This is a genomic window from Actinomadura sp. WMMA1423 (assembly GCF_006547145.1).
In the GTDB taxonomy this organism is placed as follows: Bacteria; Actinomycetota; Actinomycetes; order Streptosporangiales; family Streptosporangiaceae; genus Spirillospora.
Window position 1 is genome coordinate 1,528,967 of the sequence record NZ_CP041244.1, and the last position, 15,480, is coordinate 1,544,446.

Annotated in this window: 1 protein-coding gene; it reads right to left on the bottom strand. The window is 73.7% G+C overall.

All coding sequences use genetic code 11. The annotated features are described in order from the left end of the window. Window positions 1-4 precede the first annotated feature (4 nt). Window positions 5-15,457 carry a type I polyketide synthase gene (locus tag FKD65_RS07150; protein WP_141576726.1) on the bottom strand — a complete coding sequence of 5,151 codons (15,453 nt, stop codon included), beginning with the start codon at window positions 15,455-15,457 and terminating at the stop codon, window positions 5-7. Window positions 15,458-15,480: the final 23 nt, after the last annotated feature.

Sequence of the window (15,480 nt, forward strand, 5' to 3'; positions counted from 1 at the left end):
GTCGTCACAGCTCCAGGTCGCTGTCCGCAGGGCCGGGGCGGTCGAGGGCGAGGGCGATCAGGTCGTCGGCCCCCATGTCGTCGATGGACGCCTCCGCGTCGCGGGGTTCCTCCAGGGCGAGGCCGTTGTCCGGTTCGGCGGCCAGGTCGAGCAGCCCGCGGAGCAGGCCGGCCTCGCGGAGCCGGTCCAGGGGCAGTTCCTGGAGGAGCCGCCGGACGCGGCGTTCCTCGCTGTCGGCCTCGTCCCCGGGGGCGAGTTCGGTCAGCAGGTGGCCGGCGAGGACCTCGGCGTTCGGGTGGTCGAAGACCAGGGTGGCGGGCAGCCGGGCCCCGACCGCCTCACCGACGTTGTTGCGGAACTCCACGGCGGTGAGCGAATCGAAGCCCAGTTCGGTGAAGGCGAGGTCCGGCTCGATGGCGGCGGGGCCGTCGTGGCCGAGGATGGCGGCCGCCTCGCCGCGCACGAGTTCGAGCAGCGTCGCGCGGCGCTCGGCCGGGGCCAGCGCGGCCAGCCGTTCGCGGAAGGGGGTGCGCGCGGCCCCGCCCGCCGACGCGGGCCGGGGCCGCCGGACCAGCCCGCTGAACAGCGGCGGCAGGTGTTCGGCGACGCCGCGCAGGGCCGTGAGGTCCAGCCGGAGGGGCACCACGACGGGCGCGTCCGTGCGTCCGGCCGCGTCGAGAAGCGCGACCCCCTCGTCCTCGGAGAGCGGCAGGACGCCGTTGCGGCGCATCCGCTGCCCGTCCGCGGACGCCAGGCCGCCCGCCATGCCGCTCTCCGCGGCCCACAGGCCCCAGGCCAGCGATCGGCCCGGGAGCCCGGTCGCCCGCCGGTGCGCCGCGAGTCCGTCCAGGTAGGCGTTGGCCGCCGCGTAGTTGCCCTGCCCGGCGGCGCCGAGCACGCCCGCGCCGGACGAAAAGAGGATGAACTGGTCCAGGTCCATGCCGAGGGTGAGTTCGTGGAGGTGCAGGGCGCCGAGTGCCTTCGGCGCGACGACGGCGTCCACCTGCGCGGCGGTCAGCGTCCCGAGCATGCCGTCGGCCAGTACCCCGGCCATGTGCACGACCCCCGCGAGCCGCCTCTCGGCGGTGATGTCGGCCAGCATGCGCGCGACGGCGGAGCGGTCAGCCACGTCGCAGGCCGTGATCGTCACATCCGCGCCGAGTCCGGCCAGCTCCCCGCGCAGCCGCGCGGCTCCGGGGGCGTCCGCGCCGCTCCGGCCGGCGACCACGAGGTGCCGCACGCCCCGGTCGCGCACGAGGTGCCGGGCCACCAGCAGGCCGAGGGCGCCGGTACCGCCCGTGATCAGGACCGCGCCCGAAGGGTCCCAAGCCTGGTCCGCGCCGTCGGCGGATGCCCTCGCCAGGCGCGCGGCGTGGACGACACCGTCGCGCACGATCACTTGCGGCTCGCCCGAGGCGAGCACCAGCGGCACGTCCTCGGGACCGGCGTCGGCGAGGACGAACCGCCCCGGCTCCTCGCTCTGCGCGGAACGAACCAGCCCCCACACCGCCGCACCCGCCAGATCGGTCACATCCTCGCCAGGCAGACCCACCGCACCCCGCGTCAACACCACCAACCGCGACGAAGAGAACCGCTCCTCCGCCAGCCAGCGTTGCAGGACGGAAAGGACCCGATGGAGCGCCTCACGGGGATCGTCACCGCCGGACACGGGGAGCACCACCGTCTCGGGAGGGGGCGAGCCGTCAGGGAGGTCGTCCCACGTCGTCCAGTCGGGGACGGGCCGCGGGGCGGACGCCCCAACGGGAAGCCAGTCGAGTCGGAACAGCGCATCGCGCAGCCGCGCCTCCGGCGCCCCGCCGCCCGGCCGCTCGTCGGCGACGGGCCGCGTGGCGAGCGAGCCCGCCGACAGGAGCGGCCGTCCGGCCGGGTCGGCGACCTGGAGCCCCAGGGCTCCGTCACCGGCGGACGTGATCCGGACCCGCGCGCTCGACGCGCCGCCCGCGTGCAGGGTCAGCCGCGACCAGGCGAACGGCAGCGCCGCCTCGCCGCTCGTGCCGGGCAGGAGCGCCGCCGCATGCAGGCAGGCGTCCCACAGCGCCGGGTGCAGTCCGTAGCGGGACGCTTCGGACTGCTCATCGGACGGTAGTTCGACCTCGGCATAGACCTCGTCATCGCGCTGCCAGGCGGCACGCAGTCCCTGGAAGGCCGGGCCGTAGCGCAGTCCCGCCTCGGCCATGCCGTCGTAGAAACCGCCGAGGTCGAGGGGCACCGCTCCGGGCGGCGGCCAGACCGCCATCTCGAAGTCGGACGGCCCGGCGTCCGGGCCGAGGGTGCCGGTCGCGTGGCGGGTCCAGGGCTCGTCCTCTCCGGCGCGGGCGTGGACGCCCACGGGCCGAGTCCCCGCGTCGTCCGCCGCACCGACCACGACCTGCACCTGGACCGCGCCGCTCTCGGGCAGTACCAGTGGCCTCTCCAGCACCAGATCGTCCACGGCCGGGCAGTCGACGTGGTCGCCCGCTCGCACGGCGAGTTCGGCGAGGGCCGTCCCCGGGAGCACGACGACCTCGCGGACCGCGTGGTCGGCCAGCCACGGCAGCCGGTCCTGTGTGAGCCGCCCGGTGAGGACGACGTTGTCCGCCTCGGCGAGGCGGACCACCGCGCCGAGGATCGGATGCTCGGCCGCGCCCAGTCCCATCGCTACCGGGTCGGTCTTGGCGCGCTCGTCCGTCAGCCAGTAGCGCCGGTGCTGGAAGGCATAGGTGGGCAGGTCGACCAGCCGCGCGCCGGTGCCCGCGTAGAACGCCTCCCAGTCGATGCGGTGGCCTCGGGTGAACAGGCGGCCGATACCGGCGGCGAGCTCGCGGTCCTCCTGATGGTCGCGCCGCAGCAACGCGATGGCGCCGTCCTCGACCAGCGGGGTCAGGGCCGCGTCCGGACCGACCTCGATGAACGTGCCGACGCCCTGGCCGGACAGGTGCTCGATCGCATCCCCGAACCGGACGGTGCCGCGCACCTGACGCACCCAGTAGTCCGGCCCCAAGTCGCTTTCGGCTTGTCCTGTGAGGTTGGAGATGACCGGGATCCGCGGAGCGCGGAAGTCCAGCCCGCCGATCGCCTCGGCGAAGGCCTCCAGCATCGGCTCCATCAAGTGCGAGTGGAAGGCGTGCGAGACCTGGAGGCGCCGGGTCTTGGCACCGGACGCCTCGGCCGCCTTGACCACCGCGTCCTCGGCACCCGACAGCACCACCGCGCGAGGGCCGTTCACCGCCGCGACTTCGACGCCATCGTTCAGCAGCGGCCGGACCTCCTCTTCCGATGCCTGGACCGCCACCATCGCCCCGCCCGACGGCAGGGCCTGCATCAACCGCGCACGCGTCCGCACCAGCACACACGCGTCCTCAAGCGACAACACCCCAGCCACATGAGCCGCCGCGATCTCCCCCACCGAATGCCCCACCACAAAGTCCGGCACGACACCCCAGGACTCGAGCAACCGGAACAGCGCCACCTCGAACGCGAACAACCCCGTCTGCGTCCAGAACGTCTCCGTCAAACGATCGAGGTCATCGCCCCAGACGACATCGCGCACCGGCTCGTCCAGCGCCTCGCAGATCTCATCGAAAGCTGAGGCGAACACCGGGAACGCCTCGCACAGCTCCCGGCCCATCCCCGACCGCTGCGAACCCTGACCCGAGAACAGGAACGCGATCCGCCCGTTCGCGTCCGGCAGGGCGCGGTCCCGGACCACGCCCCGGTGACGATCGCCGGTGGCGACGGCGCGGAGCCCGGCCAGCAGGGCGTCGGGGGAGTCGGCGGTGACGGCCGCTCGGTGCTCGAACGACGCGCGGCCGGTCGCCAGCGACCAGGCCACGTCCACCATCGCGAGCTCGGACCGCGTCCCCAGAGCCGTGGCCAACCTGTCGGCCTGCTCCCCCAACGCTCCCGGCGTCCGCGCCGACAGCACGAATGGCAGCACCGACCCAGGCGCCTCCTGCCGCTCCGCGACCAGTTCCTCCGGCGCGGCTTCGATGATGACGTGGGCGTTGGTGCCGCTGATTCCGAACGATGACACCCCCGCGCGGCGGGGACGGCCGTCCACCGGCCACTGCCGTGCCTCGGTCAGCAGCCGCACCGCGCCGGACGACCAGTCCACCTCGGGCGTCGGGGCGTCCACGTGCAGCGTCGGCGGCAGCACGCCGTGGCGCATGGCCTGAACCATTTTGATCACGCCGGCGACGCCCGCGGCGGCCTGCGCGTGGCCCATGTTCGACTTGATCGATCCCAGCCACAACGGCCGGTCCTGCGGACGGTCCCGCCCATAGGTCGCCAGCAGCGCCTGCGCCTCGATCGGGTCGCCTAACCGAGTCCCGGTGCCGTGGGCTTCGACCGCGTCGACGTCGGACAGGTCTAGCCCCGCGCTCGCCACCGCCTGCCGGATGACCCGTTGCTGCGACGGGCCGTTCGGCGCCGTCAACCCGTTGGACGCACCGTCCTGGTTCACCGCCGAACCCCGCACCAGCCCCAGAACCCGATGACCGTTGCGCCGAGCATCCGACAGCCGCTCCAAAAGCAGCATCCCCACACCCTCAGACCAGCCCGTACCATCAGCGGCCGCCGCGAACGACTTGCACCGCCCATCAGCCGCAAGACCCCGCTGCCGAGAGAACTCGATGAACGTGTCCGGCCTCGCCATCACCGTCGCGCCACCCGCCAACGCCAGCGAACACTCCCCCGACCGCAGCGCCTGCGCCGCCAGATGCAGCGCCACCAACGACGACGAACACGCCGTGTCCACCGTCATGGCAGGGCCCTGGAATCCGAAGGTGTAGGAGATCCGGCCGGAGGCGATGCCTCCGGCGGCACCGCTGTGCACGTAATCGTGGTACATCAGACCCGCGTAGACCGCCGTGGCGCTGCCCTTCAGCGCGCGCGGGTCGATCCCGGCGCGTTCGAACGCCTCCCAGGAGCTCTCCAGCAGCAGTCGCTGCTGGGGGTCCATGACGGCGGCCTCGTTCGGCGAGATCCCGAAGAACCCCGCATCGAACTCCCCCGCCTCATACAGAAACCCACCGCAGTCCACATAACTGGTCTCCGGCCGCTCCCCCGACCGATCCACCACATCCGCCAGATCCCAACCCCGATCCACCGGAAACCCCGACACCACATCACGACCCTCCGACACCACCCGCCAGAGATCCTCAGGAGACGCCACACCCCCCGGATACCGGCACGCCATCCCGACGATCGCCACGGGCTCATCGGTGGCGGCGGAGGTCGCCGAGACCTCGGACCGCTCGGGAAGGCCGCCCATCAGCTCCGTGAGCAGGTGCCGGGCCAGGACGGCCGGAGACGGAAGGTCGAAGACGAGGGTCGCGGGCAGCCGAAGGCCCGTCGAGTCGTTCAGGCCGTTGCGGAACTGGACCGCGGTGAGCGAGTCGAACCCGAGGTCCTTGAAGACCCGGTCGGACGGGACGTCGGCGCCGGAGGCGAAGCCGAGGACCGCGGCCGCCCGCTCCCGGACGAGATCGAGCAGGACCCCTTCGCGCTCGCTCTGCGGAAGGGGCGCCAGCCGTCCGCGCAGGCCGGCGCCATCGGCCTTCTCTCCCGTCGATCGCGGCCGCGCGGACCGGACGAGCCCGCTCAGCAGGGCGGGCACCGGCTCCTCCGATGGACCGTCCAGGTTGAGCCGGACGGGGACGAGCACCGGGTCGCCGCTCCTCCCGGCGGCCTCGAAGAGGTTCATTCCCTCATCGACAGAGAGCGGCAGGACGCCGTTCCGCTCGATCCGGCCGCGATCGGCCCCGCTTAGCGCGCCCGCCATGCCGCCGTCGGTGTCCCAGAGTCCCCAGGCGAGGGACTGTGCGGGCAGCCCGTTGGCCCGGCGATGAGCCGCCAGCCCATCCAGGAACGCGTTCGCCGCCGCGTAACTCCCCTGCCCCGGCGCACCCAGCACACCCGCAGCCGCCGAGAACAACACAAACGCCGACAACCCCCGCCCGGCCGTCAACTCATGCAGATGCCACGCCGCATCCACCTTCGGACGCAACACCCCACCCACACGCTCCGGCGTCAACGAACCGATCACACCGTCATCCAGCACCCCCGCCACATGCACCACCGCCGACACCCCATGCCGACCCAACACCCCCGCAACCGCCTCCCGATCCCCCACATCACACGCCTCCACCACCACCCCCGCACCCAACGACCGCAACTCACCACACAACGCCCCCACACCCGCAGCCGCCCCACCCCGACGACCCACCAACACCAACCGGCCAACCCCACACACACCCACCAGATACCGCGCCACCACAGCACCCAACGCACCCGTCCCACCCGACACCAACACCGAGTCAGACGGACCCAGGGCGTGTTCGGTCGGACCTGCGGGCAGCGGTACCCGCTGAAGGCGCGCGGCGTGGACGACACCGTCACGCACGATCACTTGCGGCTCGCCCGAGGCGAGCACCAGCGGCACGTCCTCGGGACCGGCGTCGGCGAGGACGAACCGCCCCGGCTCCTCGCTCTGCGCGGAACGAACCAGCCCCCACACCGCCGCACCCGCCAGATCGGTCACATCCTCGCCCGGCAGACCCACCGCACCCCGCGTCAACACCACCAACCGCGACGAAGAGAACCGCTCCTCCCCCAACCACCGCTGCAACACACCCAGCACACGACACACCGCCCCATGCACCGCACCAGGACCCACCCCCTCAGCAGCGACACCCAACGTCACCACCTCAGGCACATCACCCTCACCCAACGCCTCCCAGTCGCCGGTCGCGATGGCGTAGGCCGGGCGGACGCCGGGGGCGGCGGTCCAGTCCAGGCGGTGGAGCGCGTCGTGCGGCACGGCCGCCGCGGCGTCGAGCTGCTCGGTGGAGATCGGCCGGGAGGTCAGCGACCGCACCGTCATCACCGGAGCGCCCGCACCGTCGGCCGCCCGCACCGAGACCGCGCCGCCCTCCCCGCGCGTCAGCCGGACCCGCAGCGTGGCGGCGCCCGACGCGTGAAGCGCGACACCCGACCACGCGAACGGGAGGCCGGCCTCGTCGGCTTCGGTGAGCCCGACGGCGTGCAGCGCGCCGTCCAGCAGCGCCGGATGCAGCCCGAACGGCTCGTGTCCGACGAGGTCGGGAACCTCGATCTCCGCGTAGACGTCGCCGCCGCTTCGCCACGCCGCGCGCAGGCCGCGGAAGGCGGGCCCGTAGCCCAGGCCGAGTTCCTCAAGGCCCTCGTAGAAGCCGTCCAGGTCGACGGGCTCGGCTCCGCGCGGCGGCCATGCCCGCAGGTCGAAGTCGGCCGCCGCCGCGTGGAGCGGGGCGAGGGTCCCGGTCGCGTGCAGGGTCCAGGGAGCCTCGGTGCCTTCCGGGCGGGAGTGCACCGAGAGCTCGCGCCGATAGGAGTCCGCCTCCTCTCCCACGAGCACCTGCACCTGCACCCCGCCCCGCTCGGGCAGGACGAGCGGGGCGTGCAGCGTCAGCTCCTCGACCAGAGGGCGGCCCACCTGGTCGCCGGCCCGGACCGCCAGCTCCACGAACCCGGTGCCGGGCAGCAGCACCCGGCCCGCGATCCGGTGGTCGGCCAGCCACGGCTGCGCCTGGACGGACAGCCGCCCGGTGAGCATCACGTCCTGCGCCCCCGCCACGGGCACGACCGCGCCGAGCAGCGGATGCCGCGCATCGTCGAGTCCGGCGGTCGCCACATCCGCCGCCTGCTCCTCGCCGTCCTGCCAGTAGCGCCGGTGCTGGAAGGCGTAGGTGGGCAGGTCGACGAGCCGGGCGCCCGTGCCGTCGAAGAAGGCCTCCCAGTCGACGGCGGTCCCTTGCGCCCACGCCTGCGCGACACCCGCGACGAGCTGCCCTCTCTCGGACCGCTCGCGCCGCAGGAGCGCGATCGCGCCGTCCTCGACCAGCGGGGTCAGGGCCGCGTCCGGGCCGATCTCGATGAACGTGCCGACGCCCTGGCCGGACAGGTGCTCGATCGCGTCCCCGAACCGGACGGTGCCGCGCACCTGACGCACCCAGTAGTCCGGACCCAAGTCGTTTTCGGGCCGCCCGGTCACGTTCGAGATGACCGGGATCCGCGGAGCACGGAAATCCAGCCCGCCGATCGCCTCGGCGAAGGCCTCCAGCATCGGCTCCATCAGCCGCGAGTGGAAGGCGTGCGACACCTGCAACCGCCGCGTCCGTCCGCCGATCGCGTCCGCCACCGCGATCACAGCGCCCTCGTCACCCGACAGCACGACCGAGCGAGGCCCGTTCACCGCCGCGATCTCCACGCCATCGGTCAGCAGCGGCCGGATCTCCTCTTCGGAGGCCTGGACTGCGACCATCGCCCCACCTGAGGGCAGCTCCTGCATCAAGCGGGCACGCGTCCGCACCAGCACACACGCGTCCCCAAGCGACAACACACCCGCCACATACGCGGCCGCGATCTCCCCCACCGAATGACCCACCACCAAGTCCGGCACGACACCCCAGGATTCGAGCAACCGGAACAGCGCCACCTCGAACGCGAACAACCCCGTCTGCGTCCAGAACGTCTCCGTCAAACGACCGGCGTCATCACCCCACACCACCTCACGCACCGGCTCACCCAACACACCGCAGACCTCATCGAAGGCAGACGCGAACACCGGATAGACCTCGTACAGCTCCCGGCCCATCCCCAACCGCTGCGACCCCTGACCCGAGAACAGCAACGCGGTCCTGCCGTTCCCGGCCGCCGCTACTGACCGATCGCCGCGCTCCAGCGCGCGCAGCCCGCTCGACAAGGCGTCGCGGGAGTCGGCGGTGACGGCCGCTCGGTGCTCGAACGACGCGCGGCCGGTCGCCAGCGACCAGGCCACGTCCGCCATCGCGAGCTCGGACCGCGACTCCAGAGCCGACGCCAACCGGCCGGCCTGCTCCCCCAGCGCCCCAGGCGTCCGCGCCGACAGCACGAAGGGCAGAACCGGATCCGGCGCCTTCTGCCGTTCCGCGATCGGCTCCTCCGGCGCGGCTTCGACGATCACGTGTGCGTTGGTGCCGCTCACGCCGAACGACGACACCCCGGCGCGGCGCGGACGGCCGTCCACCGGCCATTCACGTGCCTCGGTCAGCAGCCGCACCGCGCCCGCCGACCAGTCCACCTCTGGCGTCGGGGCGTCCACGTGCAGCGTCCGGGGCATGATCCCGTGGCGCATGGCCTGCACCATCTTGATCACACCGGCCATGCCGGCCGCCGTCTGCGGATGCCCGATGTTCGACTTGATCGATCCCAGCCACAGTGGCCGGTCCTGCGGACGGTCCCGCCCGTAGGTCGCCAGCAGCGCCTGCGCCTCGATCGGGTCGCCCAGCCGCGTCCCCGTCCCGTGGGCCTCCAGCACGTCGACCTCGTCGGGACGCAGCCGCGCGTTCGCCAGCGCCTGCCGGATGACCCGCTGCTGCGACGGGCCGTTCGGCGCCGTCAACCCGTTGGACGCGCCGTCCTGGTTCACCGCCGAACCCCGCACCACGCCCAGCACCCGATGACCGTCGCGCCGGGCGTCCGACAGCCGCTCGACCAGCAGCACGCCGACGCCCTCCGCCCAGCCGGTGCCGTCCGCGGCGGCGGCGAACGGCTTGCACCGGCCGTCCGGTGCCAGGCCCCGCTGCCGGGAGAACTCGATGAACATCGCGGGGGTGGCCATGACGGCGACGCCGCCCGCCAGCGCCAGCGAGCACTCGCCCGAGCGGAGCGCCTGCGCCGCCAGGTGCAGCGCCACCAGCGACGACGAGCACGCCGTGTCCACCGTCACCGCCGGGCCCTCCAGGCCGAGCACGTACGACACCCGTCCGGACGCGAGCGCGCCGGTGCTGTGGTTGTCGGCGTAGTCGTGGAACGCCATCCCGGTGAAGACGCCGGTCATGCTCCCCTTCAGCGCGCCCGGGTCGATCCCCGCGCGTTCGAGCGCCTCCCAGGAGGTCTCCAGGAGGAGCCGCTGCTGCGGGTCCATGAACAGCGCCTCGTTGGGGCTGATCCCGAAGAAGTCGGCGTCGAAGTCCGCCGCGCCGTAGAGGAAGCCGCCCCGGTCGGTGTAGGTGGTGTCGGGGAGATTCCCGGAGAGGTCGACCAGGCGGTCGAGGTCCCAGCCCCGGTCCGCCGGCATCGCGGAGACCGCGTCGCGTTCGGTGAGGACGACCTGCCACAGGTCTTCGGGAGACGCGATGCCTCCGGGGTAGCGGCAGGCCATGCCGATGATCGCGATGGGTTCGTCGAGTGCGGCCGACCGCGCCGGCGCGGTCGCCCCGACCGGCGTGACCGTCCCGGACACCGAGTCGAGCAGATACCGCGCCAGGGCCCGCGGGGTCGGCCGGTCGAAGACCAGTGTCGCGGGCAGCCGCAGGCCGGTGACCTCGGCGAGCCGGTTGCGGAACTGGACGGCGGTCAGCGAGTCGAAGCCCAGTTCCTTGAAGGCGCGTTCCGGGTCGAGGGTCTGCGCCGAGCCGAACCTGAGGACGAGGGCGACCTGCGCGAGGACGAGGTCGAGCAGCGCCGGCTCCCACTCGGAGCGGGGCGCCGCGGCCAGGCGGCGGCGCAGCAGGCCCGCCTCGGCGGGGCCGCTCGCCCGGCCGCGCCGGACGGTCGGCACCAGGGCCCGGAAGATGTCGGGCATGGCGGGGCCCTGGGCGCGGAGCGCCGCGAGGTCGAGCTTCGCCGGGACTGGAGCGACCTCGTCCGAGGCGAGCGCGAGGTCGAAGAGGGCGGTGCCCTCGTCGTTGCCGAGCGCGCCCATGCCGCTCTGGGCGATGCGGGAGAGGTCGGTCTCGGTGAGCGATCCGGTCATGGTCCCGGTCTCGGCCCAGAGTCCCCAGGCGAGGGACTGCGCGGGCAGCCCGTTGGCCCGGCGATGAGCCGCCAGACCATCCAGGAACGCGTTCGCCGCCGCGTAACTCCCCTGCCCCGGCGCACCCAGCACACCCGCAGCCGCCGAGAACAACACAAACGCCGACAACCCCCGCCCGGCCGTCAACTCATGCAGATGCCACGCCGCATCCACCTTCGGACGCAACACCCCACCCACACGCTCCGGCGTCAACGAACCGATCACACCGTCATCCAGCACCCCCGCCACATGCACCACCGCCGACACCCCATGCCGACCCAACACCCCCGCAACCGCCTCCCGATCCCCCACATCACACGCCTCCACCACCACCCCCGCACCCAACGACCGCAACTCAGCACACAACGCCCCCACACCCGCAGCCGCCCCACCCCGACGACCCACCAACACCAACCGGCCAACCCCACACACACCCACCAGATACCGCGCCACCACAGCACCCAACGCACCCGTCCCACCCGACACCAACACCGAGTCAGACGGACCGAAGAGGGGGGCCGGGTCGGCGGGGACCTCGGCGCGGACCAGCCGGGCGGCGCGGACGGCGCCGTCGCGCACGATCACTTGCGGTTCACCGGCGGCGAGGACCACGGGCACGTCGGCGGGCTCGGCGTCGGCGATGACGATGCGGTCGAGGCTTTCGGCCTGGGCCGAGCGGACCAGCCCCCAGACCGCCGCGCCCGCCAGATCGGTCACGTCCTCGCCCGGCAGACCCACCGCACCCCGCGTCAACACCACCAACCGCGACGAAGAGAACCGCTCCTCCCCCAACCACCGCTGCAACACACCCAGCACACGACACACCGCCCCATGCACCGCACCAGGGCCAACCCCCTCAGCAGCGACACCCAACGTCACCACCTCAGGCACATCACCCTCACCCAACGCGTCCCACTCCGCGGTGGGGACGTCACGGACCGGCTGCGTGAGCGGAACCGGCGTCCAGTCGACCCGGTACAGCGACCCGTGCACATCCGCCTGAGCGTCCGCCAGGTCGTCGGGCGACACCGGCTTGACGGTGAGCGCGTCCACGGACAGGACGGGCGAACCGGCGGGGTCGGCCGCCTGGAGGGTCACGGTCCCGTCCTCGCCGCCGCGACCGATCCTCACCCGCAGCGAGGTCGCCCCCGCCGCGTGCACCGCCACGCCGCTCCACGCGTGCGGGAGAACCGGGTGGTCACCGAACAGGCCGCTGAGCGTCGCCGCGTGCAGGCAGGCGTCGAGGAGGGCCGGGTGGACCGCCATGCCGTCGGCGCGGTCCCGTTCGCCGGGCGGGAGCTCCACCTCGGCGTACAGGTCCGGTCCCGAGCGCCAGGCGGCCTTGAGGCACTGGAAGGCCGCCCCGTAGCGCAGGCCCGCATCGCCGAGGACGGTGTAGGCCGATGCGACGTCCATCGCGGCGGCCCCGTCCGTCGGCCACTCTGCCAGGTCGAAGGCCGCCGCCGGCTCGGGGTCCGCGGCGAGCGCACCGGTGGCGTGCAGCGTCCACGGCGCGTCGGACCCGGCCGGGCGCGCGTGGACGCGCAGCGCGCGCCGCCCGGACCCGTCGGGGGCCGTGACGTCCACCTGGACGCGCACTCCGCCGCGCTCGGGCAGCCGGAGCGGCGCCTCGACCGCCAGTTCCGCGAGGACGGGGCAGCCCACCTGGTCGCCCGCGCGCACGGCGAGCTCCACGAAGGCGGAGGCGGGCAGCACCGCCGCCTCGCCCAGGCGGTGGTCGGCGAGCCACGGCTGCGTCACCGGGGTCAGCAGGCCGGTCATCAGCACCCCGTCGGATCCGGCGAGCGTCACCGCGGCGCCGAGCAGCGGGTGCCCGGCGGCCTCCAGCCCGGCGGCGGCGACGTCGCCCACGCCCGGCAGCGGGTCGAGCCAGTACCGTTCCCGCTGGAAGGCATAGGTGGGCAGCTCGACCCGGCGGCCCCGCCCGCCGGAGAGGAACGGCGTCCAGTCCACGGTCGCGCCGCCCGCGTGCGCCTCGGCGAGCGAGAGCAGGAAGCGGGCCGGGCCGCCCTCGCCGCGGCGCAGCGAGGGGACCGTGACGGCCCGGGCCCCCGCCGCCTCGGCCGTCTCCCCGATCGCGCTGAGCAGGCCTGGATGCGGGCTGGCCTCGACGAACACCGTGTGGCCGTCAGCCAGCAGCGCCCGGGTGGTGTCCTCGAACCGGACGGTCCGCCGCAGGTTGGTGTACCAGTACTCGGCGTCCAGGGCCGTGTCGAGCGGCGCGCCCGTCACGGTCGAGTAGAACGCCGCGCCGCACTCGCGGGGCGCGATGCCGTCGAGTTCGGCGAGCAGCCGGTCCCGGATCTCCTCGACGAACACCGAGTGCGAGGCGTAGTCCACGGGGATACGGCGCACCCGGACGTCCTCGCCCGCCAGCCGGGCCGCCAGCTCCTCGAGCGCGGCCGGGTCGCCGCACACCACGGCCGAGACCGGGCTGTTCACGACGGCGAGCTGGAGCCGCCCGCCCCAGGCGGGCAGCAGCTCGGCGAGCCGCTCGGCGGGCAGCGCGACCGACATCATGCCGCCTCGCCCGGCGAGGTCCTCGCGGATGACGCGGCTGCGGAGCGCGACCACGCGTGCGCCCTCCTCCAGGGTGAGCGCCCCGGCGACGCAGGCGGCGGCGATCTCGCCCTGGGAGTGCCCGACGACGGCCGACGGCTCGACGCCGAACGAGCGCCACAGTCCGGCCAGCGACACCATCACGGCCCAGAGCGCGGGCTGGACGACGTCGACCTCGTCCAGCGCCCGCGCGCCCGCGCGTCCGCGCAGCACGTCCAGCAGGTCCCAGGTCACGTGCGGGGCGAGTGCCCGCGCGCAGTCGCGCATGCGCTCGGCGAACGCGGGCGCGGAGTCCAGCAGCTCGACGGCCATGCCCTGCCACTGCGACCCCTGGCCGGGGAAGACGAACACCACGCGGGAGTCGCGCGCCGCGAGCCCCTGGACGACGCGGGGGTCGGGGTCGCCCGCGGCGAGCGCGTCCAGGCCCTCCAGCAGTTCGTCGCGGGTCTCACCGAGGACCACGGCGCGGTGGTCGAAGGAGGTGCGGGCGAGCAGCGCCCGGCCGACGTCGCGCGGGTCGGCTTCGTCGTCCTCGCGCAGGAGCGCGCCGAGGCGGCCCGCCTGCCCGCTCAGTGCCCCGGCCGACCTGGCGGACACCGCCAGCGGGACGACGCGCGAGCCGAGCGCGTCGTCCCGCGCCGGGGCGGACACCGCCGGCTCGGCGTCCTGCTCGAGGGGCTGCTCGTCGGCCTGCTCCAGGATGACGTGGGCGTTGGTGCCGCTGACACCGAACGAGGAGACCCCGGCCCGGCGCGGCCGGTCGCCGTCCGGCCAGGGGACCGGCTCGGTGAGCAGCCGGACGCCGCCGGCCGACCAGTCCACGTGGGTGCTGGGACGGGTCACGTGCAGGGTCTTCGGCAGGACGCCGTGGCGCATGGCCATGACCATCTTGATGATCCCGCCGACCCCCGCCGCCGCCTGAGCATGCCCGATGTTCGACTTCAACGACCCCAACCACAACGGCCGACCACCAGGACGATCCTGCCCATAAGTCGCCAACAGAGCCTGCGCCTCGATCGGATCACCCAACCTCGTCCCCGTCCCATGCCCCTCCACCACATCCACCCCACCCGCAGACACCCCCGCATCCGCCAGCGCCTGCCGGATCACCCGCTGCTGCGCCGGACCACTCGGCGCCGTCAACCCATTACTCGCACCGTCCTGATTCACCGCACTCCCACGCACCACCGCCAACACCGCATGCCCGTTGCGGCGCGCGTCCGTAAGGCGCTCCAGCAGGACCACTCCGATGCCTTCGGCCCATGAGGTGCCGTCCGCCGAGTCGGAGAACGCCTTGCAGCGGCCGTCGGGGGCGAGCCCGCGCTGGCGGGCGAACGCGACGAACGGCGCGAGGGTGGACATGACCATCACCCCGCCCGCGAGCGCCAGCACGCACTCGCGGCGCCGCAGCGCCTGCGCCGCGAGGTGCACCGCGACCAGCGACGACGAGCACGCGGTGTCCACGGTGAGGGCGGGGCCCTCCAGGCCGAGGGTGTAGGCGACGCGGCCGGACACGATGGCCCCGGACGTCGCCGTCGCCATGTAGGTCTCGGTCACCGCGGGGTCGCCGTCGATGTCGCGGTAGTCCTGCGCGCCCGACCCGGCGAACACTCCCACCCGGTGGCCGCGCAGCGCCTCGGGGTCGATCCCGGCCCGCTCGAACGCCTCCCAGCACACCTCCAGCAGCAGCCGCTGCTGCGGGTCGGTCGCCACCGCCTCGGCGGGGCTGAACCCGAAGAACGCCGGGTCGAAGTCGCCCGCGTCGTGCAGGAACCCGCCGGTGCGGACGAACGCGGGGTCTCCCGCGTCCGCGCCGCTCCCGTAGCCGTCGAGGTCCCAGCCCCGGTCGGCGGGGAACTCCGAGATCGCGTCCGCGCCGTCCTCGACCAGCCGCCACAGGTCGTCCGGCGAGGCGACGCCCCCGGGATACCGGCAGCCCATGGCCACGATCGCGATCGGCTCCCGGTCCGCCGCCTCGGCCTCGCGGAGCCTGCGGCGGGTCCGGTCCAGGTCGGCGGTGACCCGCTTCAGGTAGCCGAGGAGCTTCTCGTCGTTCGCCATCTCCGCCTCACGTCTGTCGAGAT

Coding starts and splice junctions, on each gene's coding strand:
- FKD65_RS07150 (WP_141576726.1), bottom strand. CDS start 15,457: ATGGCGAACGACGAGAAGCTCCTCGGCTACCTGAAGCGGGTCACCGCC.